Below are 23,729 nucleotides of genomic sequence, written 5' to 3' on the forward strand. Positions count from 1 at the left end.
CATAAATGTCAGTTCAAAAAAAACACATCATGCATTTAGATCTAGATACCTTTTACGTTTCTGTTGAACGCAAAATGGATTCTAGGTTAAAAACAAAACCTATACTAGTAGGTGGCACAAGTGATCGTGGTGTAGTAGCGGCATGCAGTTATGAAACTCGTGGTTATGGGGTACACAGTGGTATGTCCATGAAGCTGGCCCGGCAACTGTGTCCAGAAGCTATCGTTATCAGGGGTAATGCTGGTGTGTATTCAAAGCATTCAGACGAAATAACAGAAATAATAAAAGAAGAGGTTCCTCTTTTTGAGAAATCTAGCATAGATGAATTTTATGCCGATTTAACAGGAATGGACAAATTCTACGGCTGTTACAAGTTTGCTACTGAGATGAGGCGTAGGATTATAAGGGAGACTGGATTACCTATTTCATTTGGTTTGTCCATCAATAAGGTTGTTTCTAAAGTGGCTACCGGCGAGGCAAAACCTAACAATCAACTCATGATTGATTATGGTTTAGAAAAACCTTTTCTAGCGCCATTGTCCATAAAAAAGATTCCTCAAGTCGGAGATAAAACATATCAAACCCTACGTAACCTAGGAATCAAAAAAATAAAAACCATACAAGAAATGCCTAGTGATGTTATGCAAAATGTATTAGGTAAAAATGGTTTACTCATATGGCGTAGAGCACATGGTATAGACAACACGCCTGTTATTGCATTTAACGAACGTAAGTCTATATCAACCGAGCGCACATTTGACAAAGACACTATAGACGTAAAACGATTACATAGCATACTTACCGCTATGACAGAAAACCTTGCTTTTCAATTAAGACGTGGTGAGAAATTAACCGCTTGTGTGAGTATTAAAATACGTTACTCTGATTTTAACACCTATAGTAAACAGGTCAAAATACCTTATTGCAGTGCAGATCATATTTTGATTCCCAAGGTGCTAGAATTATTTAAACAACTGTACAATCGTAGGTTAAGAGTGCGATTAATAGGTGTGAGATTTTCACACCTAGTCACTGGCAACTATCAAATAAACCTATTTGATGATACAGAACAAGCACTCAATTTATACCACGCCCTAGACCACATAAGAGAAAAATATGGTGACCGCAAAGTAATACGCGCCTCTGGAATGGGTGCCAAAACTATAGGACGTATGATGAATCCATTCAATGGCTTACCACCCGTAGTACTAGCTCATCGCAAACAATAAAAAAGAAAAAACACAATCATATTAGGGATTAAGCTTCAGACAACATGTATTTAAACAATCACACCTATTACTCTTTAAGATACGGTACCTATGATGAGCAATCATTGATTGATTTAAGCTTACAATGTGGTGTAAAACATTTTGTGATTACAGATATCAATAACACTAGTGCTTGTCTAAATTTTGTAAGATTGTGCACCCTGCAAAACCTAAAAAGTATTGTAGGAATCGATTTTCGCAATGACAATAAGCAGTTGTATGTAGGTATAGCTCGTAATAATTTAGGATTTCAAGAACTCAACTCCTTCCTATCCGATCATTTACACAGTAAAAAAACTCTACCCGATAGAGCTCCTGTATTTAAACACGCTTATGTAGTCTATCCTCTAGAACGAGTGATGGAAATGGGAATAGTACGCTTACGCGAAAGCGAAAAAATAGGAATCTCAACAGCATCGATACGCAAATTGATTTTTACCAAGTATGCGAGCTACAAGGACCACCTTGTTATTTTACAAACTACAAGTTTTAGAAACAAGAGGGATTATAATGCACACAGATTGCTACGTGCTATTGATCGTAATCTTTTATTAAGTCAATTACCCGAAGATCAACAAGGACATCCTAACGATAAAATGATTCCAGTAGAAGAACTACAGGAGCATTTTAAATCATTTCCTGAGTTAATCGAGAATACAGAAAAGCTACTGCAACAATGCTCTATAGATTTTAATTTTGATAATGCCCAACTCAATGAAAATCAGCAAATTTTTACAGAAAATAAAGAAGATGATTTCAAGTTACTTAGTCAACTAGCACATGACGGGATTAACTTGCGATATCAGGACGTGGTTGACAAAACTGCTATTTACGAGCGCATTGAAAAAGAACTTACTACTGTAAAACGCAAAGGTTTTGTCGCTTACTTTTTGATTAATTGGGAAATTTGCCGGTATGCCCGTGAACGTAATTATTTCTATGTAGGTCGTGGTAGCGGCGCAAACAGTATACTTGCGTATTTACTACAAATAACAGAGGTTGACCCTATAGATCTAGACTTATACTTTGAAAGATTCATTAATGACTACCGGACCAGCCCACCAGATTTTGATCTAGATTTCTCATGGGACGACCGTGAAGATATTACACAGTTTATCTTTAAAAGATTCAAAAACACAGCTCTATTAGGAACCTACAACACTTTTCAATTTAGAGCCGTAATAAGAGAATTGGGTAAAGTATTTGGACTACCTAAAAGCGATATTGACAAACTTACCAGCGGGCAACTACCTGCTCATGAAATGGACGATATGCACCGACTGGTTTTTAAGTACGGTAACCTTATACAAGGCATGCCCAATTATATAAGTATTCATGCTGGTGGTATTTTAATTACACAAAAAAATATTCATTATTACAGCGCTACCGACTTGCCTCCTAAAGGATTTGCTACTGTTCAATTTGACATGCACATTGCAGAGGATGCCGGAATTCACAAATTTGATATTCTGGCACAACGAGGTTTAGGAAAAATACGAGATACCGTGAGTATCGTTAAATACAACCAGCCAAATGCCGATATTAAGGATTTGAGAGCTTGTGTAAAAGAGTTTAAAGAAGATCCTGAGATTAATGCCATGATATCGCAAGCAAAGTGTATAGGCTGCTTTTATATTGAATCGCCAGCCATGCGCATGTTGTTAAGCAAATTGCGCACCCATGATTACTTAGGTTTAGTAGCAGCCAGTTCTGTGATAAGACCAGGAGTAGCGCAAAGCGGTATGATGAGAGAGTACATACTGCGTACTAGATATCCCGAGCGTCGCAAGCAAGCACACCCAATCATGTCTAGTATTATGCCAGACACGTATGGAATAATGGTGTACCAAGAAGACGTTATCAAGGTCGCTCATTATTATGCAAAATTAGATTTAGGTGCTGCAGATGTTTTACGTAGGGGAATGAGCGGCAAGTATAGATCTAGAGAGGAATTTAAAGCCGTAGAAAAACAATATTTTGACAATTGTAAAAAACATGGCCGTGACGATAAGCAAGCAAAAGAAATCTGGGAACAAATTAAAAGCTTTGCAGGATATGCCTTTGCCAAAGGACACTCGGCATCATATGCTGTTGAGAGTTATCAAAGTCTGTATTTAAAACGCTATTTCCCATTAGAGTACATGACAGCCACACTTAATAACGGCGGTGGCTTTTACAGACCAGAGTTATATGTTCATGAGGCTAAAATGTGTGGAGCAACTATAGAGGCTCCTTGTATAAATAACAGTGATTTTCAGAATACTATAAAAGGAACAACCATTTACCTAGCCTTAGGTTACTTAAAAGAACTAGAAAAACGTACTATACAGCGCCTTCTTGAGAGTAGAAATTTTGATGGGCCTTTTAATTCATTTGACGATTTTATAAATCGAGTTCCTATAAGCGCAGACCAAGCGGCTATTCTAATAAGGATAAATGCTTTTAGATTTACGGGTTTAGACAGATGTATTTTACTGTGGCAGGCATACTTTAAACTCAACAAAAAAACCGCAGTTGATGTGCAAAGTAAATTGTTTGCTCCACAAAATAAAAAGGTCAATTTACCGCAACTAAAAACTTCAAAACTAGAACATGCTTTTGAGCAAATGGAACTACTAGGTTTTCCGTTATGTTCTCATTTTGAACTTTTGGCTCAACAGCCCGACAACGATTTAACTCACAAAGATTTACCATCAAAAAAAGGTAAAACAATAACAATATACGGTTATGTAATTAACATTAAAACTACTCATACTTCAAATAGAAAACGTATGCAGTTTGGTACTTTTTTAGACCGTGATGGTGGTTTTTTTGATACCGTGATGTTTCCTCAAGTGGCTTCAAAATTACGCTTTCGCGGAAGCGGAATATATAAAGTCACCGGCAAGGTAGTAGAAGAATTTGACTTTTACTCTATTGAGGTCACACATATGGACAAAATGGATTATATCCAAGATCCTAGATACGCTGAAGACAACCCACAAACCATTCACAGGTTAGATAAACAAACCAGTTTGAGAGATCGCAGACTAGGTAATTCAACTGGAAAACGCAGTGATGAAGTAAACATGAATTAAAATGAATTACGAAAGAATCAAAGAAAAATTAGAAATCCTGGCTGATGCAGCAAAATACGATGTGAGTTGTAGTAGTAGCGGAAGTAAAAGGGCAAATAAAAATGGCGGATTGGGTAATTCCAACGGCACCGGGATTTGTCATAGCTATACGGAAGACGGTAGGTGTGTTTCATTGCTTAAAATATTGCTTACCAATCATTGCATATTTGATTGTGCTTACTGTGTTACTAGAAAGTCTAATGATATAAAACGTGCTGCTTTTACAGTACAAGAAGTAGTAGATCTAACTATAAATTTCTATAGGCGTAATTATATAGAAGGGCTGTTTTTGAGTTCTGGAATATTTAAAAACCCAGATACTACTATGGAGAGGCTTATAAGAGTAGCCAAAAAACTGAGAGAAGAAGAGAGTTTTAACGGTTATATACATTTAAAATCTATTCCAGGTGCTAGCGATGAGCTTATGAAAGAAGCTGGTCTATACGCTGATCGTTTATCAGTGAACATAGAGATCCCTACAAAAGAAGGTCTTAAACTATTAGCCCCAGACAAGGATCATAAAGATTTTATACAACCCATGAAGGCGGTTAAATCTAACATTGAGATATATCAATCGGAGAAAAGATTAATAAAAAACACACCTATATACGCTCCTGCTGGACAAAGCACACAAATGATTGTCGGAGCAACAGGCGAGTCAGACAAGGATATTATGTATAGTGCTCATTTTTTTTACGAGAAATTTAAAATGAAAAGAGTTTACTACTCTGGGTATATTCCCGTAGCAGATGATAAAAGACTGCCTTCGATAGGTACTGCAGTACCCGTAATACGAGAGAATAGACTTTATCAAACAGATTGGCTACTTAGGTTCTACGGTTTTAATATCAAAGAGTTGTTAAATGAAGATCAACCAAATTTAGATATGGATATTGATCCTAAATTAAACTGGGCACTTCGAAACTTACATTTGTTTCCTTTAGATATTAATAGATGTTCCAAGGAAATGCTATCGCGTATTCCCGGTGTCGGAATGAAATCGGTAAGAAAAATAATTAATGCACGTAGATATCGAAAGTTGAATTGGGAGCATCTCAAAAAAATTGGAATCGCTTTAAACAGAAGTAAATATTTTATTACATGTGATTCAACGTATTTTGAGAAAAAAGACCTTACTCCATTACAATTAAAAAATAAGATATTGCAAGAGAGTAGCAGTAAATACTCAACCCATCTAAATAATCAGTTAACCTTGTTTTCATGATTTTAGTATATGATGATACTTTTGACGGTTTACTTAGTGCAATATTCGACAGCTATCTTTATAAGCTTGATTCGGTAGAAATTCGATCCGTCCGCGTCTATCAGCCTGAAATATTTAACGAAACCCAAGAAGTAATTACAGACGAGATAAAAGTAAAAAGACTTCAAAAAAAATTGTTGCAACTTTTTGGCATATCTGGTTTAAACAAAATTTTTAAAGCTTTCCTTAGTGAGAGTCAGGATGTAGAAAATTTACTCTTCTATATAATTAAAACAAGTATCTCTAATAACAAATCTATTTTAAATGATGCGGCTAATGATATTGTTCTAAGCTTTGATAAACTTGTAAAAAAAGTTCATCGAGAAAAACATCGTATGGAAGCCTTTGTAAGATTTCATTTGATTGAAGGAGATATTTATTATGCTAACATTGAGCCCGATTTTAATGTTCTTCCACTAATTTCAAAACATTTTAAATCCAGGTACGCGGATCAAAAATGGATTATATATGATCTTAAAAGATCTTATGGCATATTCTATGACCTAAAAACAGTTAAGGAAATAACAATTGATCTAACCACTCAAAATAAAAAAGGAATTTATAACACTATTCAGACTGGACAAGGAGATAAAAATTTACTCACCACTAAACAACTTAAAGAAAATAATTACACGAATCTTTGGAATCAATATTTTAAGAGTACCAACATAGAATCTAGAAAAAATTTAAAACTTCATATACAGCACGTTCCAAAAAGGTACTGGAAATACTTGAGTGAAAAAGTATAACTTTCACCCTGTTTTTAATCGATGAAAGGTGTAAATCATGGAACAAATTTGATTTTATAACAAATTTTACTGTAGTTTTCTTAAAAAACATACATTTGTTAAATCAATTATCAAAATAAACAAAAAATGAAAAAATTATTAATGGGTGCTGCTGCACTAGCAATGATCTTTGCAGTAAGCTGTAAAGAAGTTAAAGAAGGAATGGAGGATGCGAAAGATGGTGTTGAAAATGCTACTGATAGCGCAAAAGAAGGACTAGAAGAGGCTGGTGAAGGATTAGAAAATGCTGCTGATAAGGCAATGGAAACTGCTGATGAAGCAATGGAAGACGCTAAGGAAGGATTAAATGAGGCTGGAGAGGCGATGGATAATGCAGCAGAAAACCTTGAAGGTGCTGCTAAAGAAGGAGTTCAAAAAGCAAAAGAAGGTATTAAAGATGCTGGAGAGGCACTAGAGCAGGCAGGTGATGATATGAAAAAAGCCGCTGGAGATGCTAAAGAAGGAATGAAAGATGCTGCCAAAAAAGTTACTGGTAAGTAAATTCTCAAACTTTAATTCATAAAAAAATCCGCTGGAGTTCCAGCGGATTTTTTTATTGGAAACATTTTTATTTTAATATAATAAAAAAGCTCCTGAAATTACAGGAGCTTTTATAAGTACTGAAGACGGGACTTGAACCCGTACGGGCATTACTGCCCATTGGATTTTAAGTCCAACGTGTCTACCAATTCCACCACTTCAGCATGGAAGTGCCCGCGGCACTGTTTAATTCGTATTAATCGAACTTAGAGCGAAAGACGGGATTTGAACCCGCGACCCTCACCTTGGCAAGGTGATGCTCTACCCCTGAGCTACTTTCGCAATTCATTTTGTTGATGAACAATCGACTTTTTCAAATCGGATTGCAAATTTAACAACTTTAATCACAAGTCAAAGAAAAAAATGAAAAATTATTAATCTACTTTGTTTTTACCAATCAACATCCTCTTTATTTCATTAAGTTTCATCAAAGCTTCTACTGGGGTAAGTGTATCAATATCAACCTGTAATATTTCATTTTTAATATCCTCTAACAACGGATCGTCTAATTGAAAAAAACTAAGTTGCATTTCCTCATCCTGTAAAGCACTTATTGCATTTTGATCATCTTGCTGCTTGTGAGAGTGCTCTAACGTCTTTAGAATTTTATTTGCTTTAAGAATAACTTGCTGTGGCATTCCTGCCATCTTTGCTACGTGAATTCCAAAACTATGGTGACTACCGCCTGGAACTAGCTTACGCATAAAAAGAACCTTATCAGTAAGTTCTTTAACCTCAACATTATAATTTTTGATACGTTCAAATTTGTCCGTCATCTCATTAAGCTCATGGTAGTGAGTTGCAAATAAGGTTTTAGGTTTAAAAGGATGCTCGTGCAAATATTCAGTTATAGCCCAAGCAATAGAAATACCATCATAAGTACTAGTCCCACGACCGATTTCATCTAAAAGCACCAAACTATTTTCAGAGATGTTATTAAGAATACTAGCGCTCTCATTCATTTCTGTCATAAATGTTGACTCTCCTTGAGAAATATTGTCACTAGCGCCCACACGGGTGAATATTTTATCTACAATTCCCATTTGAACATTCTCAGCAGGAACAAAGCTTCCTATTTGGGCTAATAACACTATAAGTGCAGTTTGCCTAAGAATGGCAGATTTACCACTCATATTGGGTCCAGTAATCATAATTATTTGCTGGGATTCCCTATCCAACCTAACATCGTTAGGAATATAAGGAGTATCTGCTGGCAACATTTTTTCAATTACCGGATGACGACCACTTTTTATTTCCAAAACGTCTTCCTCCAGTAATTCTGGTCTAACATAATTGGAAATCATGGCATGATCTGCAAAGGAGATTAAGCAATCTATCTTTCCTAATAACTGTGCGTTTAGTTGAATTGCTTTAATAAAAGGCATTATTTCTCTTACCACCTCTTCATACAATTCTTGTTGTAAAACATTAATGCGCTCTTCTGCACCTAAAATTTTACTTTCATACTCTTTTAATTCATCAGTAATATAACGCTCTGCATTTACTAGGGTTTGCTTTCTAATCCAGGTATCTGGAACCTTATCCTTATGAGCATTTCTCACCTCAATATAGTATCCAAATACGTTATTACTGCTTATTTTTAGACTTGAAATACCGGTTTCTTGAGAACACCTTTCTAGCATTTTATCAAGATATTCCTTACCAGAAGTTACTAATTCCCTTATCTCATCTAATTCCTTATGATATCCATATGCAATTGTGGTCCCTTTTAAAATATTTACAGGAGCTTCTTCATGTATAGCACTTTTTATAGTGTCTATCAAATGCAAACATGGATTTAATTGTTCACCAATTATATTAAGTGCTTTGTTTCCTGCCGTTTGAGCAAGCTCTTTAATAGGCGCTACAGCCTCGAGACTATTTTTAAGCTGAACAACCTCTCGTGGACAAATTTTGCCTGTAGCGACTTTAGACACTAATCGCTCTAAATCACTCATTTGCTTAAGAAGATCCTTAACACTCTCACGTTGTTCTATTTGTTTTGTAAAAAACTCTACTACATCATGTCTACGTTTGATCTCCTGAATACTTTTTAGCGGAAAAGCCATCCATCTTTTCAACATCCTACCACCCATCGCGGTAGTGGTTTTATCAATCACATCAATTAGTGTGACAGCACCTGAACTAAGCGCTTGATAAAGCTCTAGGTTACGCACAGTAAACCTATCCATCCATACGTAGTTATCATCCTCAATACGGGAAATGCTGGCTATATGGTCTATTTTGTTGTGTTGAGTTTCGGCAAGGTAATGTAGAATCGCTCCAGACGAAATAAGCGCAGTTTCTAGGTTTTCTACACCAAATCCTTTTAAAGAATTTACCTTAAAATGGTTTAAAAGTGATTCCCGTGAATAATCTATTTGAAAAACCCAGTCTTCAAGATGGAAAAATGGCAAGTCATAAGGAAACTGTTGTGCAAGCTCTTTCTTCAAGCTACGTGGCACCAGCAGTTCACTAGGGTTGAAGTTCTGTAATAATTTATCAACTTCCTCTTTATTACCTTGAGACACTAAAAATTCACCAGTACTAATGTCTAGAAAAGCAACACCGTAAATATTTTTTGAAAAGGTAATTGCTGCTAAAAAGTTGTTCGATTTTGAAGACAGCACTTCATCGTTAAGCGCTACTCCAGGTGTAATTAATTCAGTTACTCCACGCTTAACAATACCTTTTACTGATTTTGGGTCCTCTAATTGATCACAAATTGCAACACGCTCACCTGCCCTTACTAACTTGGGTAAGTAGGTGTTTAAAGAATGGTGTGGAAACCCTGCAAGTTCAGTCTTTTCACCACCATTGTTTCTATTAGTAAGTACTATATTTAATATGCGCGCTGCTCTTACTGCGTCCTCACCAAAGGTTTCATAAAAATCTCCTACCCTAAACAACAGTAAAGCATCGGGATACTTACTTTTTATCCTGTTGTATTGTTGCATTAATGGGGTAACCTTTTTTGCTTTTGAAGCCAAAACCTTTTTTATTTCTGATGAAAATCAAAGGTACAATTACGTGTCGTGATGCGCTATTCAACGCAGGTTCTTTTTTCCACATTTTGTAAAAAGCAAAACGTGCTGTTTTCTACTTCAATTAAATACAGTAGAAAGCTACAAACAGCACGTTTCTATTAAAACTCAAAATTCAACCCTTTATTTCCACGTGTAGCTCTTTTTTTCTGCTTGCTTTTGGATCGCCTTAAAAATGGCTGTTTCCAGGCCATTACCTTCGGCCATGTTTTGCTCACTTATGTATTTTTCGCGTTTTATGTTTAACCCAGCTATTTGATTTTGTAGTTGTTTTCTAGTTTTTAATTCCGCTTTCGCGAAAGCGGCTACCTCATCCACACTTTTATTCTTAAGTGAATCTGGTAAAGTAGATTTGTTTTCTTTTATAATCTTTTTCAAAAGCTTGTCATCACCTGCGTTATCGACAAGATCCCAGCTCGCATTTTGGTAATTCGAAGACGATTTTGCTACCGATCTTTTTACCTGAACCTCTTCAGACACAACCATTGCCTCAACATCCATCTCAATTTGCAATTTTTGTTTTTGATTACCATAATCACCATAAGCGATATAGGTAGAGTTGAGTTGATTATTTAGCTCCAAAATTTTATCATCATAAGGTGTCGCGACATACACCGTTCTTTTATTAGCATCAATATTAGTGTACTCTCCATTACCTAGTGAAGCACCTTCTTTCCACTTGAGGTTTATACCCGTTTGATATTCACCACAAAAAATGGTGTTTACTGTAATATCTTTTTTTTGCGCATCAATGATACTCTCCTTAAACGAAATTGTTCCCTGTGTAAAAACTTCGTTTCCTGCGATAAAAATCATTTTAAGATCTTGTTTTCCATCACGCCATTCCAGTTTCTTTATAGAGTTGTCAATTACTGCTCCACAATACTCGTCACCGCCATTAGTGCGCAAGGCAAATAACTCTTTACTCAACATATCTAGATCTGTAGAAAAAGGTAACACCTGTCTGATGTAATCGTCTTTTTCAGAAAGGCCAGAATTCCCGTACTCATATAATGCAATCTCTAATCCTGCCTGTTGATCGTTACAATGAGCCGAAGTCATTTTATTGACCACATCCCACAGCTGAGATTTTGCCTGATTGATAAGTCCATCCATACTATTGCTCGTATCTAATAATAAAGCGATTTGAATGGTTGCTTTTTTGGATCTATCAACCGGTTGATCAATAGGTGCTTGTTGATTAATCGAAAGTCGCACCTCGGTTTCTTTTTTCTCGGCGTTGCATGCTATACTTATTAAAGCTAGTCCTAGCATCAATATTTTCTTTTTCATAGTTATTTATTTTTATTTATTAAGACCAGTCCATAGGGATGATATTTAATCTCCTCGCGCCATACACTGCCATACTTTTGATCCAAATAGGCAGCTATTGCGCAATTGTTTTTAGTAGCTTTTACTGACGATAGTGGATCAATAACACATCCCATTGATATAGAGCCAACTCCATATTTATCTTCGAATTCCTTGACATCGTCTCTGGAAGGCGGCACCAAACCGTAAACAATGAACTGTTTAGGTAAGCTATCATTTACCACAATCGCCTCTCGCTCCTGTGCATGACTTAAAACAGTTGCTAGCAGGAATAGCATAATACACACATGCTTTTTCATCTTTCTATATTTTTAAGAATCCGGCATTTGTTTAATGTGAACTGGTCCATCTGGCGAGATCACATATACTTTAGGTTTAGGTGGTGCTGGAGCAGGTGGCGCCGGTTTAGGCTCCTTAGGTTTTTCTGGTTTTGGTTGATATCGTAAGCTCAAATCCATGCCCAGTTGTATTACAGGTTTTGATATACCTGCATTAACCACAACATCATATCCATCGTAAGAGATTGGGTCGTAGTAATAGGAAGTCGGTTTTTTTACTCTGGTTACTTTCTTTTTTTGAGCAGCTTCTACGCTTACATTTTCGGCAGCTTGGTAACTGCGGTAATAATCCTTAGGCACATGATAGTACTTTTTATCGGCCATGAAAACATCGTAGGTACTCATATCAAAACCTAATGCTTCATAATAATTCTTTTTTGCACTAACTTCTTCTAACAGCTTTTCTTGCAGTTTTTTATAGATCTCGTCTAGGTTATTCACATAGTAATCTACCTTGACTAGGTTATAAACCTCATTATTTGCACATGCAGTGAGAATTTTTTGAAAGTCATCGTCGTTTTTGTAACTAATCAATAGATTTTGTTGCAGCTCAAATCCTACAGGAACCTCGGTGTAAGTTTTGGAAAATAATTTTTTAGTAACCTCTATCTCATACTGCGGTACAAACGAGATCATATCCATGGAAAACTGTCCTGTGAATCCATCTTGTTTGAGAGCAGCTTTTATAGCATCTACTTTTTGATTCATTAAATCTGTTGCCTCCTGAGCACTTGCACCTACTTGGTTGATATTGAAAACCGCGGTATAATCTGTAGCTTCAATATTGTATAAGGATTTTAAATTTAAGGTAAGTACATTACTAGGTTGCAAGGGTTGAGAATGGTGGCGCTTTTGTTGATTGATATGTCCGTTACCCATGGAAGTAGCAATATTTGCACGTGAGATATCCATTTGAACCGCCTGATTATTAAAATTTCCTAGGTGTTGGGCTGGTATAGCGCTGCATACAGCTAGAAAACAGATACATAGAATAGTTTTCATGTCAATTATTTTTATCAAATGTACCGGCTTGAACTACGTGTATCACAGTTATAATGAGTGAACGATAGGTTTGAATGAGTGAAGTATTGTAGGTGTTGAGTACGCTTTCGCGAAAGCATAATAAAAACCCTTAAATCGGCCCATTCTAGGAACTTGACGAGTAACTATCAAATTAATAATGACTAGTTTTACCACATGATGAAAAAGATTCTTGTCATAATAATATTACTTATAAGCTGCACGTCCTTAAATGCGCAGTCCAAGTTTTCTAAAACCAAAACAGAGCAGACAAGCCTATCCATTTCGGGTAGAGTACTCACGGAAGATGGAAAGCCTATTGTAGGAGTCAATATTGAAGGTCCAAATGGCAGATACGCCAGTACAGATAGTCGCGGGAATTTTCAAATTCCTGCCAATTATGGAGATAGATTAGTTATACGAGGTATTGATTTTGAAACTGTTTATCATACTGTATACAGCAACGACGATTTAGAGATTAGGGTAACTGATGAGGATGATTCCTTAAACGATCTTACTTACTCACAAGCCATAGATAGTGCCCAAGTATATTTTAATAAGGATCCAAAAAAAACGGCAGATTTCCTAATCGCCGCCTTATCAAACAATCCAAAATCATTATCAAAACAACAACAGGCCGCAGCCTATGAAAAATTAGGTGATTTATACTTTAATAATAAACAATATGATCTTGCAATTGACAATTTTAAAGCGTCAATAAACTTTATTGCAAATAAAAGTGTCTCCCTAAAAAGAGCCTCAGCTTTAAGAGAAAACGGAAATTATCAAGAATCCATAAAGGCTTTTATTGAACTAGGTCCTTTTAAAAACAAGGATGATGAAATTAAACGTTTAAAAGGTCTAGCAGATGCTTATGCCGCAACTAACGATCAACAACAAGCCATTGCTGTGTATCAAAAGGCATTACTACTTTCTGAAGAAGTAGGTAACTTAAATGAGGTAACCACCCTAAACACTAAAATAGGAAACAATCTTGATCGCGCTGGACAAACTGAAAAAGCTGAAGGATATTTTAATAAAGCCATTTCAAATTCTACCGTTGAAGGTCGTTCAAATACCATAGTAACCCAATCTCAAACTGCCGATTTTTATAATGCTAACCAGCAATATGACAAGGAGATTGCCCTGCGTAAAAAAAACATACAGCTGTTTGAAGAAGAAGCCAAAGAAAAGGACTCGATAACACCTGATCGTGAGACTTTTTCAGATACTAGCATTTTGTCAAATAAAACAGCTGTTATTACTCCTGAGGCACCAAAGCTTACTCTTCAAAAAGAGCAACTTAAAATTGCTACCGCTCTTAAAGAGCAAAACAAAATTGATGATGCTATTGATTACTATTTAAAAAGTCTGAATGAAGCCGAAAAAAACGAGGATCTAGATGTATTAAAAGATGCATCTAAGGAGCTTTCAAAATTATATCGAATTAAAGGAAACTCTAGCAAGGCGTTAACCTTCAGTGAAAAGTACATTGAAGCCGTCGACCAATTGTACCTTGAGAAAGAAAATCAATTAGAAGAAGCTACTCGCAATGCCAAAGAATTAGTCGCAAAACAAACACGTATTCTCACTCTAGAAAAAGACCGTAAACTGACTGACAATAAACTAGCCCTAGCGAGTGCAGAACAGGCATTATCCATTGAAGCAAATCGCAGACAGCGCTGGATTATCTACTCACTAGGTGCCGCTGTAATCCTGCTTCTTACGTTAGCTTATTTCATGTACCGTAACAATAAACAGCAAAAAATTAATAATCATTTACTAGCGCTTAAATCTCTGCGCAGTCAAATGAATCCTCATTTCATTTTCAACGCGCTTAATTCAGTCAATAACTTTATCGCTACTAATGATGAACGTAAAGCCAATAAATATCTAGCAGATTTTTCCAAACTAATGCGAAGCGTGCTAGAAAACAGTGAATTAGACTTTATTCCTGCTAGTAAGGAAATTGAGTTGCTCAATCTTTACCTACATCTAGAACATGAGAGATTTAAGGACAAATTTGAATTTGAATTAAGTGTAGACCCATCTATAAAGGAGTCTAATATTCCTGTTCCACCTATGCTACTGCAACCAATAATTGAAAACGCTGTATGGCATGGCCTACGATACAAAAAGGAAAAGGGCCTGCTTAAAGTAAGTTTTGAACCGCACAATCAATCTGGGATTAAAGTAGTAATACAGGATAATGGGATAGGTAGAGAAAAATCCAAAGAGCTTAAAACGAAACATCAAAAGAAAAGAGATTCAAAAGGTCTAGGCAATATTAAAAATCGTATCGACTTACTTAATGAACTTCATAATAAAAACATCACTCTTACTGTAGAAGATGCTAATCTTAAGCCCGATATAGGGACAACGGTGATTGTTATAATAAACTAATCTATCAAAACCATGAAAGCTGTAATCGTAGAAGACGAGCAAATTTCTAGAGAAATTCTCATAAACTATTTATCAAAATACTGTCCCGAAGTAGAGGTAATTGCACAAGCAACCGATGTGGATGAAGCCTTACAAGTACTCCGAAAAACAGACATGGATTTAGTTTTTCTAGATGTTGAATTGCCCTATGGAACAGCCTTTGACATACTAGAAAAAGTAGGTCAAAAAGACTTTGAGACTATTTTTGTCACAGCCTATGATCAATATGCCAAAGACGCTCTCAACATGCAGGCAGCCTACTATTTAACTAAACCAATTGAAATTGACGAACTTATTAAAGCTGTTGACACTGTCAAGAATATAAGAGCACGAGAAGAAGAATTACAAGTAGACTTAAAATTACATGCTAGTAGTCCTGTTCTAGAGGACAAAATAACTATTCCTACTCAAGAAGGTTTTGAAGTTCTTTCTATCAATGAAATAACATACTGTCAGGCAGACGATAACTATACCCACGTTCATTTGACTAATGACACCAAACTTGTTTCAAAAACACTTAAGCATTTTGAAGAGTTACTAGACGATAAAGGATTTTGCCGTATACATAAATCTTACCTTATAAACACCAGCCATGTAACTGCCTATAAAAAAGGAAAAGGTGGTAGTGTGATAGTAGCAAATACTGAATTATCAGTAAGCCCTAGTAAAAAATCATCGCTGTTTAGTTACTTCAAATAAGGGTTTAAAAATCTAATAAACTAATTGATTTATTATTCACCTCGTTGGTTAATTCTGAAAGTACGTCAGTTTTAAGATTTGAATACAAGTAATGATGCCCTAATTCTTTCTTTAAGTTTAATAGATTAGCGTTTTTAAGTACATGTAAGGTTTGTCTAGCGACAGCTTCACCACTATCAATTATTTTCACTCTCGCTGGTAGCAATTCAGCAAGATGATCTTTGATGTAAGGATAATGACTACAACCTAAAACTAAATAGTCTATACCAGAAATCATGAAAGGTTCAATAATTCCTATAAGTAGTTCTCGCATTTGTACAGTATCCTTTTTTCCGGCTTCAATTAGTTCAACAATTCCTGTGCCTACGATTTCAATTGTATTAACATGCGTAGTAAACTCTGCATGTGTTTTATTAAAAAGTTCACTGGATAACGTCCCTTTTGTAGCAAGCACACCTACTTTTTTTGTAGTCGAATTAAGTGCCGCTGGCTTTATTGCGGGCTCAATTCCAATGAATGGCACATCGTAGTTATCACGTAAATACGAGATAGCATTTGTAGTGGCTGTATTACAAGGAATCCCTATTAATTTACATCCACGATCCAATAAATATTCCGTGTTTTTGACACACAGCTCAATGATTTCTTGCTTACTACGTCTACCGTAAGGTGCATTTTTAGAATCAGCTAGATAAATCGTGTCTTCGTGTGGTAATAATTTGATTACTTCTTTCCACACGCTGGTTCCACCTACTCCAGAATCAAAAAAACCTAAAGGCTGTTTACTCATTATTGTAAAAATAAGAAAGTATAATGGAAGTAGTTATAGTTCGCTTTCGCGAAAGCGTAAAAAAAAGCCCCAACTTAAGTTGAGGCTTCTATTTTAATAAACTTCCCAATGTTTAATTGAGGTAAAGAGTTCCTAAGTTCTTTTTATCCTTATTGCTGGCAAAAATAACGTATTCACCTGGGGCCTTTCTATAGGTAATAGCAGGACGTAAAACAAGTTGCTTTTTCTTGTATTCATCAGGATCGGTACGAGTCATTTTTCCTGTGGCATCATCAAATTCAAACAACACCGGAATCATTTTTTTTACATTACGCACCTTGCGCATGTCATCCATTTCAGTGATTCCAATATTTTTAGGGTCATCGTTTACAAGTACAGATAGTTTCCCTTTTTCATACATAGCAATCGAGCTTAAATACTCTGGTCCCTCATTAAGCACTCCTAGCGGAAACATAAATCCTGCAGCAATGTTTACTCCGTTCCCACCACCAACAGCAAAAAATCCAATAGATAGTTGAGTCACGGTTACTTTTTGTTCTTTAGGCAACACATTACTCCATTCTAAGTTACCTTCAGCATCCATGGCTGACACGATAACTTCATTAGTAATGTAAGTAATGGGAGTGAAGGCTAGTGGTCCTATACCCGAGCTTTGTCCAACAAATGTTTGATAAAACTCTGACATCACGATTATACCACCATTATCTCTTTCAATGATATGAGTATTGCGATAAAAAGGAAGTAAGTTTTTACCTTTTTTGGCTCTACGTTCACCGATTAATTTTTTCTTTACATCATAAGTAAATGTATTGAAATTGTTTTTTACGACTGAATTAGTCTCCGTATCAACGCTTACGTTGAAAATACCTTCAATTCTATATTCTGATCGACCTCGTTTTGTAAGGCTTGAGTAGAAACCTACTAATTGTAAACGACCTTGTAAGGTGTTTAACATATTACAATTAACCACTTTTTTACCTTTAAGATCTACAGGAATCTCAGTCATTTCATAATTATTATTTGCATAATAAGCATGTATCATCAATCTTGTTACTGTAGTTCTTTTCTTTTTATCTCTATAGGAATCACTAATAACAACAAATACATCACCGTATTCATTTGCGATAAAATCGTCAAAGCTAAAGTCAAGATCTTTCCTGTCCTTAAACACTTGCTCATTATGCTTTGTAAACACGGTCTCCATATCGCCGTTTAGCAGTGTTACATCATATGTAAGTGATTCTTCCCAGCTACGAACAGTTACATAAGTTACTATATAATTGCGCTCGTCATATGATGGTTTATAGAAAAAATAACCTCTTTTACTTTTTTTCTCTACATCAATAGCTACAGCTTTTATAGGCTTGCCGAGAGTAAGATTAGACTTAATTGGAAATGCTGCAAGGATGTCTTGTTTTGCTTTTTTATCGTAATAGTTTCCAAAGATGTATGGTTTACCATCGATGATTTCCATGTCCTCGATATTAACACGAGCTTTTCCTATTTTTTCTATCTTCAACTCCTTACTACACTTAAGGTAATCGTTTGAAGAGGCATCAAAGGTTTGAATAAAGAATTTTTTCTTGTGTTTTGCTAGAGCATATCTTACCCCATCTACTTCACCTGCCACTTTAATCACATCACCTTTTGGCGCTGTAACATGACTACCAAATTGTAGTGAGACATTTCCTACAGAGCTTAATTGAGCGTAAGTAAAACAAGCTATTGATAGGAACAATAGCAACGATAACTTTGTTTTCATATTGGTTGGTTAAAATTTTTCACGAATATAAGACAGAATCTTAAACTCGTTAAAACTCTTATTTAACCGAGAAAATCCACTATCTTACTTACATCCACAGTCACCATTACCACAATTGTTTGAGTCTTTAGATTGCCCTATATACTTGCGTAACAACCACAACAGGGCTATAACAAATAGAATTACGACTACAATGATTTGAGCAGTATACATTATTTTAAAATTTGAAATGCAGCCAAGGCACTAGCATAGGCTATAACCGTCATCGCTACAAATTGGATGGCTGGCCATTTCCAGCTATTGGTTTCTCGTTTTACAATGGCTAGAGTACTCATACATTGCATGGCAAATGCATAAAAAAGCAACAAAGAGATACCACTAGCAAAATTGAACAATGGTCCTCCCAAAATGGGATTAACCTCTTCTTTCATCCTGTTTTTAATAGTAAGTTCATCTTCTCCATCACTTTCTACACTATAAATTGTAGCTAGAGTACCTACAAATACTTCTCTTGCCGCAAATGAGCTTACAATAGCAATACCTATCTTCCAGTCATATCCTAGTGGGGCTACTACTGGCTCTATTCCTTTACCTATATATCCTATAAAACTGTATTCCAATTTATGGGATGCGATCTTTTGATTTAAGTCTTTCTCACTTAAATTTTCTGACTCGTACTTTTCTGTAACAATTTGTTCTGCATTAGTATATTGCTCGCCTAGACCATAACTTGCTAATACCCATAGAATAACGGAGATTGCCATTATAATTTTCCCTGCACCAAAGACAAAACTTTTTGTTTTTTCAAGTACTGTATAAAGGACGTTTTTAAGTATGGGTAGCTTATAGGCAGGCATTTCCATGACAAAAAACGACTTCCTATTAATTGGTAAGATCTTATTAAGCACCCAAGCTCCTAGAATCGCTGTAGCAAATCCTAATAGGTACAGCAACATTAAAGTAAGCGCTTGGTAACTTAATAAACCACCTAAAATACTACCTTCAGGAATAACCAATCCTACAATAATAAGATAAACAGGCAGCCTAGCAGAACAGGTCGTAAATGGCACCACTAAAATGGTAATTAAACGCTCCTTCCAATCTTCAATGTTACGAGTAGCCATAACTGCTGGAATTGCACAGGCCGTTCCAGAAACTAAAGGAACAACACTTTTACCACTTAACCCGAATTTTTTCATCAAGTGATCCATCAAGAAAACTACCCTACTCATATAACCGCTTTCTTCCAAAATTGATATGAATAAAAACAGAAAAGCTATTTGTGGTATAAAAATGACAATACCTCCTAATCCAGGTATAATACCTTCGGACAGCAAGTCGGCTATGGGTCCAGCAGGTAACTTGTTTGACAACCAGCTGCTCAAACTAGCAAAAGACTCGTCAATGAAATCCATAGGATAACCAGACCAATCGTAGATAGCTTGAAAAATAACTAGCAAAACAGTAAAAAATATTAGGTAACCCCAAATTTTGTGCAACAGTATACGGTCCAGTCTTGATCTTAAATCTTTGGCTGTTGCGGTATCTATAGACAGCGCCTTTTTAAGTAGACCATTTATAAATTGGTAACGCACAACAGTTTCTTTGTGCTGTAATCTCTTTAAATCTGCTTCAGATTTAATTTCAAAAGACGTGGTTTTAAGATCAGTTAAATCGCGATTTCTATCAATCTTACCAAAATTGACATCCTGTGTAATTACTAACCACAACTTGTACAGCAACTGATTAGGATAGGCCTTTCTAAGTCGCTCAAAATATACAGGATCGATGACCGAGGCGTTAACACAAGGCTCAATATCTAAACTTTTAAAATCAGTGATAGCTTTTTTAAGCTCCTCTACTCCCATATTTTTGCGAGAACTTACTAGAACAACTTTCGTTTTTAAATCTTCCTCTAATTGCTTAATGTCTAGAGAAATTGCCTTCCTTTTCATCCTGTCGGCCATATTAATGACAAGAATTGTAGGAATCTCTAAATCTTTTATTTGAGTAAAAAGTAAAAGGTTGCGTTTTAGGTTTTCTACATCGCTTACCACGACAGCAACATCAGGGAAATCTTTAGAGGTACGATCAAGTAAAGTTTCTATAACAACACTTTCATCTAGTGAGGTTGTATTTAAAGAATAGGTACCTGGTAAATCAAGGATATGAGCTTTAATTCCTCGATCTAGTTTGCATATACCTTCCTTTTTTTCAACCGTAATTCCAGGATAATTACCTACTTTTTGATTGAGCCCAGTCAATCTATTGAACAATGAGGTTTTACCAGTATTTGGATTACCTATAAGAGAAACTTTAATCGATCTAGCCATAACGTTCTACAGAAATTTTTTGGGCCGTTTCTCTACGTATAGCTAGGTGAGTACCATTTATGTTTAGGTAAATAGGATCTTGAAATGGAGCACTTTGCATTACGGTTACTTCATTACCTGGCAAACATCCCATTTCCAATAATTTTAATGGAACATCAATTTCATTAAAATGTAGTATGATGGCGCTTTCACCTCTTTTTAAATGGGCTATTGTTATGCTCAACTGTTATTTAGACTTAATTTGAATAAGCAAAAATAAGGTAGAAATTGAGTTTGAAGAAATTAATGCTTTGTTAAGATTAAAAAAGTCCCTCTTCCTTCTTTTCAAAACCTTCATCAATTAGGTGAGTGGATTTATTGAGAGCGGCGTCTACTGCCAGTTGATCACAGCGCTCGTTCATAGGATTGTTATTATGACCTTTAACCCATTGAAATTTTGCAGGTGCACGATTGTAAGCTCTTATAAAACGTTTCCATAAATCGGGATTTTTAACGTTTTTCCATTGACGTCTTATCCATCCATCGATCCATTTTTTATTTACTGCATCACACACATATTTACTATCTGAAAAAACAGTAATATCAACGGATTGTTTTTTGATCTTTTCTAGAGCTACGATAACTGCAAGCAGCTCCATTCTATTGTTTGTCGTTTTTCTGTAACCTTGAGAAAATTCCTTTTTTATTTTTTTATTGACATCCATCATAACAATACCATAGCCGCCAGGACCAGGATTTCCTCTCGATGAACCATCAGTATAAATGTGTACCACATCCATTAAGACAGTAATTTTTCTATAGTTACTGGAAAATGCTCGTGCTCTAATTGATGAATACGATTTGCAAGTGATTCTATTGTATCATCCATTAAAACAGGACAAGTAGCTTGATGAATTATTCCTCCTTCATCATAATGTTCATTTACGTAATGTATGGTAATCCCACTTTCTTTCTCCTTGTTAGATAGGACAGCACCATGTACATGATTTCCATACATTCCTTTTCCACCATATTTCGGTAATAGAGCAGGATGAATATTAACTATACGATTGGGAAACTCTTCAACCATAAACTCTGGTATCTTCCATAAAAAACCTGCTAGCACGACTAAATCAGGATTAATTTGTTTTAAAATAGAATGAATGGATCCCGCTTTCGCGAAAGCGAACTTGTTAAAACTTATCCCTTCAATACCAGCTTGTGTAGCCCTTTTTAAAACAAATGCGTTAGGTTTATTACTCAAAATATGAGTTACCTGTACTTGATCATTATTTTCAAAATGATTTATAATTGCCTGAGCATTAGACCCATTACCACTAGCAAATATTACAATTTTCTTCATAAATTTATGGCAAGCTTGTTGTTACCCGACTGGTAGAGTTAAGAATAAAATAGATTAATAAATTCAATGGCAAGTTAACTCTAAATAAGTAAAAGACGGTTTTGTCACAAAGTTTGTTATTTTTGCCATTCATTTAAAATTAAAAAAAGAATATTATGTCAGACATTGCATCAAGAGTAAAAGCGATTATCGTTGACAAATTAGGCGTAGATGAAAATGAAGTTGTTGCAGAAGCAAGCTTCACAAACGATCTAGGAGCAGACTCTCTAGACACTGTTGAACTAATTATGGAATTTGAAAAGGAATTTGATATCCAAATTCCAGACGATCAAGCAGAAAACATAGCTACTGTAGGTCAAGCAGTTTCATACATAGAAGAAGCAAAAGCGTAATTTTAATTACATGGAATTAAAGCGAGTAGTCATTACTGGAATGGGAGCCCTTACTCCTATAGGTAACAATTTACAGGAATATTGGGAAGGTTTAATTGCTGGTAAGAGCGGTGCTGCTCCTATCACCTATTTTGATACAGAACATTTCAAGACTAAATTCGCTTGTGAGGTTAAGAATTTTAATGTTCAAGACTTCATAGACCGTAAGGAAGCTAGACGCATGGATCGTTTTGCACAGTATGCACTGGTTGCTGGCGATGAGGCTATAGCTGACTCTGGATTAGACACCGACTCTGTAGATAAATACAGAGTCGGAGTTATCTGGGGTGCAGGAATCGGCGGTCTAGAAACTTTTCAAGAAGAGGTTAAATCGTTTGCCAATGGTAATGGCACTCCTAGATTTAATCCTTTCTTTATACCAAAAATGATTGCAGATATCGCACCAGCTCATATTTCCATTAAATATGGATTTATGGGACCTAACTACACAACGGTTTCTGCATGTGCATCTAGTGCCAATGCGATGCTAGACGCACTCAACTATATTAGACTAGGACATTGTGACGTAATTGTAACAGGTGGATCAGAAGCTGCCGTTACACAAGCAGGAATGGGTGGTTTTAATGCCATGCACGCCTTATCAACTCGCAATGAAAGTCCAGAAACCGCAAGTAGACCTTTTGATGGTACACGTGATGGTTTTGTCCTAGGTGAAGGAGCTGGAGCTCTTGTTCTAGAAGAATATGAGTATGCCAAAGCTCGTGGAGCAAAAATCTATGCCGAAGTTATTGGTGGTGGATTCTCAAGTGATGCCTACCACATGACTGCACCACATCCAGAAGGAACCGGAGTAATTGCTGTAATGAAAAACACATTACAAAATGCCGGTATTAATCCTGAAGATGTAGATCACATAAATACACACGGAACATCAACACCTCTGGGAGATGTTGCCGAACTTAAAGCTATAAAAGCTGTATTTGGTGATCACGCTCCTAACATAAGCATTAACTCTACCAAATCTATGACTGGTCACTTATTAGGAGCAGCAGGCGCCGTAGAGAGCATCGCAAGTGTAATGGCTATTCAAGAAGGTATCGTTCCTCCTACGATTAACCACACCACTGTTGATGAGAATATCGATCCTTCTTTAAAATTAGTATTAAATCAACCTGAAAAACGAGAAGTTAAAGTAGCATTGAGTAACACCTTCGGTTTTGGTGGACACAATTGCTGTATCGCTTTCAGAAAGATTTAAT

At 35.9% G+C, this 23,729-nt stretch carries 20 protein-coding genes and 2 tRNA genes; 9 read left to right on the top strand and 13 right to left on the bottom strand.

Going from position 1 to position 23,729, the window contains the following annotated elements; genetic code table 11:
- Positions 1-5: 5 nt before the first annotated feature.
- The 5 genes from dinB (at position 6) to BST93_RS00785 (ending at position 6,937) form a co-directional block, all read left to right on the top strand.
- On the top strand, positions 6-1,229 hold the full coding sequence (gene dinB / locus BST93_RS00765) for a DNA polymerase IV (protein WP_105017725.1): 1,224 nt from the start codon (positions 6-8) through the stop codon (positions 1,227-1,229).
- A 44-nt stretch (positions 1,230-1,273) separates the two neighbouring features.
- The gene (locus tag BST93_RS00770) at positions 1,274-4,345 is read left to right on the top strand and encodes a DNA polymerase III subunit alpha (protein ID WP_105017726.1); all 3,072 of its coding nucleotides are present in this window, start codon (positions 1,274-1,276) and stop codon (positions 4,343-4,345) included.
- Position 4,346: 1 nt separating this feature from the next.
- Positions 4,347-5,609 carry a putative DNA modification/repair radical SAM protein gene (locus tag BST93_RS00775; protein ID WP_105017727.1) on the top strand — a complete coding sequence of 421 codons (1,263 nt, stop codon included), beginning with the start codon at positions 4,347-4,349 and terminating at the stop codon, positions 5,607-5,609.
- The gene (locus tag BST93_RS00780) at positions 5,606-6,397 is read left to right on the top strand and encodes a TIGR03915 family putative DNA repair protein (protein WP_105017728.1); all 792 of its coding nucleotides are present in this window, start codon (positions 5,606-5,608) and stop codon (positions 6,395-6,397) included. The genes BST93_RS00775 and BST93_RS00780 overlap by 4 nt, the downstream gene beginning before the upstream one ends.
- A gap of 126 nt (positions 6,398-6,523) precedes the next feature.
- Positions 6,524-6,937, top strand: a complete 414-nt coding sequence (locus tag BST93_RS00785) for a hypothetical protein (RefSeq protein WP_105017729.1) — start codon at positions 6,524-6,526, stop codon at positions 6,935-6,937.
- 117 nt (positions 6,938-7,054) lie between these two features.
- Here the strand turns inward: BST93_RS00785 and BST93_RS00790 are convergent.
- The 6 genes from BST93_RS00790 to BST93_RS00815 all read right to left on the bottom strand — a co-directional run bounded on the left by BST93_RS00790 (position 7,055) and on the right by BST93_RS00815 (position 12,692).
- A tRNA-Leu gene (locus BST93_RS00790) sits at positions 7,055-7,140 on the bottom strand.
- 46 nt (positions 7,141-7,186) lie between these two features.
- A tRNA-Gly gene (locus tag BST93_RS00795) sits at positions 7,187-7,258 on the bottom strand.
- A gap of 92 nt (positions 7,259-7,350) precedes the next feature.
- The gene (mutS, locus tag BST93_RS00800; RefSeq protein ID WP_105017730.1) at positions 7,351-9,966 is read right to left on the bottom strand and encodes a DNA mismatch repair protein MutS; all 2,616 of its coding nucleotides are present in this window, start codon (positions 9,964-9,966) and stop codon (positions 7,351-7,353) included.
- Between the two features lie 177 nt (positions 9,967-10,143).
- Complete coding sequence (locus BST93_RS00805; RefSeq protein WP_105017731.1) at positions 10,144-11,313, bottom strand: vWA domain-containing protein; 1,170 nt, start codon at positions 11,311-11,313, stop codon at positions 10,144-10,146.
- 2 nt (positions 11,314-11,315) lie between these two features.
- The gene (locus BST93_RS00810) at positions 11,316-11,630 is read right to left on the bottom strand and encodes an FEKKY domain-containing protein (protein ID WP_146104960.1); all 315 of its coding nucleotides are present in this window, start codon (positions 11,628-11,630) and stop codon (positions 11,316-11,318) included.
- A 33-nt stretch (positions 11,631-11,663) separates the two neighbouring features.
- A complete protein-coding gene (locus tag BST93_RS00815; protein ID WP_105017733.1) occupies positions 11,664-12,692 on the bottom strand; it encodes an SIMPL domain-containing protein in 1,029 nt (342 codons plus the stop codon).
- 195 nt (positions 12,693-12,887) lie between these two features.
- On the opposite strand from BST93_RS00815, the gene BST93_RS00820 reads away from it, so the two are divergent.
- Positions 12,888-15,113, top strand: a complete 2,226-nt coding sequence (locus BST93_RS00820; RefSeq protein ID WP_105017734.1) for a histidine kinase — start codon at positions 12,888-12,890, stop codon at positions 15,111-15,113.
- A gap of 12 nt (positions 15,114-15,125) precedes the next feature.
- Positions 15,126-15,851 (top strand): LytR/AlgR family response regulator transcription factor, encoded by a 726-nt coding sequence (locus tag BST93_RS00825; protein ID WP_042276415.1) that lies wholly within the window; start codon positions 15,126-15,128, stop codon positions 15,849-15,851.
- 4 nt (positions 15,852-15,855) lie between these two features.
- Here the strand turns inward: BST93_RS00825 and murI are convergent, their stop codons facing one another.
- The 7 genes from murI to purN form a co-directional block, all read right to left on the bottom strand.
- Complete coding sequence (gene murI / locus BST93_RS00830; protein WP_105017735.1) at positions 15,856-16,641, bottom strand: glutamate racemase; 786 nt, start codon at positions 16,639-16,641, stop codon at positions 15,856-15,858.
- A gap of 112 nt (positions 16,642-16,753) precedes the next feature.
- Positions 16,754-18,403, bottom strand: a complete 1,650-nt coding sequence (locus tag BST93_RS00835) for a hypothetical protein (protein ID WP_105017736.1) — start codon at positions 18,401-18,403, stop codon at positions 16,754-16,756.
- A gap of 84 nt (positions 18,404-18,487) precedes the next feature.
- Positions 18,488-18,616 (bottom strand): FeoB-associated Cys-rich membrane protein, encoded by a 129-nt coding sequence (locus BST93_RS14910; RefSeq protein WP_105017737.1) that lies wholly within the window; start codon positions 18,614-18,616, stop codon positions 18,488-18,490.
- A complete protein-coding gene (gene feoB / locus BST93_RS00845; RefSeq protein WP_105017738.1) occupies positions 18,616-20,736 on the bottom strand; it encodes a ferrous iron transport protein B in 2,121 nt (706 codons plus the stop codon). Before feoB ends, BST93_RS14910 begins: the two co-directional genes overlap by 1 nt.
- Complete coding sequence (locus BST93_RS00850) at positions 20,729-20,959, bottom strand: FeoA family protein (RefSeq protein WP_042276422.1); 231 nt, start codon at positions 20,957-20,959, stop codon at positions 20,729-20,731. The genes feoB and BST93_RS00850 overlap by 8 nt, the downstream gene beginning before the upstream one ends.
- Before the next feature lie 76 nt (positions 20,960-21,035).
- Complete coding sequence (gene rnhA / locus BST93_RS00855) at positions 21,036-21,515, bottom strand: ribonuclease HI (RefSeq protein WP_105017739.1); 480 nt, start codon at positions 21,513-21,515, stop codon at positions 21,036-21,038.
- Positions 21,515-22,078 (bottom strand): phosphoribosylglycinamide formyltransferase, encoded by a 564-nt coding sequence (gene purN / locus BST93_RS00860; protein WP_105017740.1) that lies wholly within the window; start codon positions 22,076-22,078, stop codon positions 21,515-21,517. The genes rnhA and purN overlap by 1 nt, the downstream gene beginning before the upstream one ends.
- 155 nt (positions 22,079-22,233) lie before the next feature.
- Here purN and BST93_RS00865 point away from each other — a divergent pair, with 155 nt between their 5' ends.
- On the top strand, positions 22,234-22,470 hold the full coding sequence (locus BST93_RS00865; RefSeq protein ID WP_042276429.1) for an acyl carrier protein: 237 nt from the start codon (positions 22,234-22,236) through the stop codon (positions 22,468-22,470).
- 10 nt (positions 22,471-22,480) lie between these two features.
- Positions 22,481-23,728 (top strand): beta-ketoacyl-ACP synthase II, encoded by a 1,248-nt coding sequence (gene fabF, locus BST93_RS00870; RefSeq protein WP_042276431.1) that lies wholly within the window; start codon positions 22,481-22,483, stop codon positions 23,726-23,728.
- The last annotated feature ends 1 nt before the right edge of the window (position 23,729 follow it).

It is taken from the genome of Nonlabens tegetincola (assembly GCF_002954355.1).
GTDB classification, from domain to species: domain Bacteria; phylum Bacteroidota; class Bacteroidia; order Flavobacteriales; family Flavobacteriaceae; genus Nonlabens; species Nonlabens tegetincola.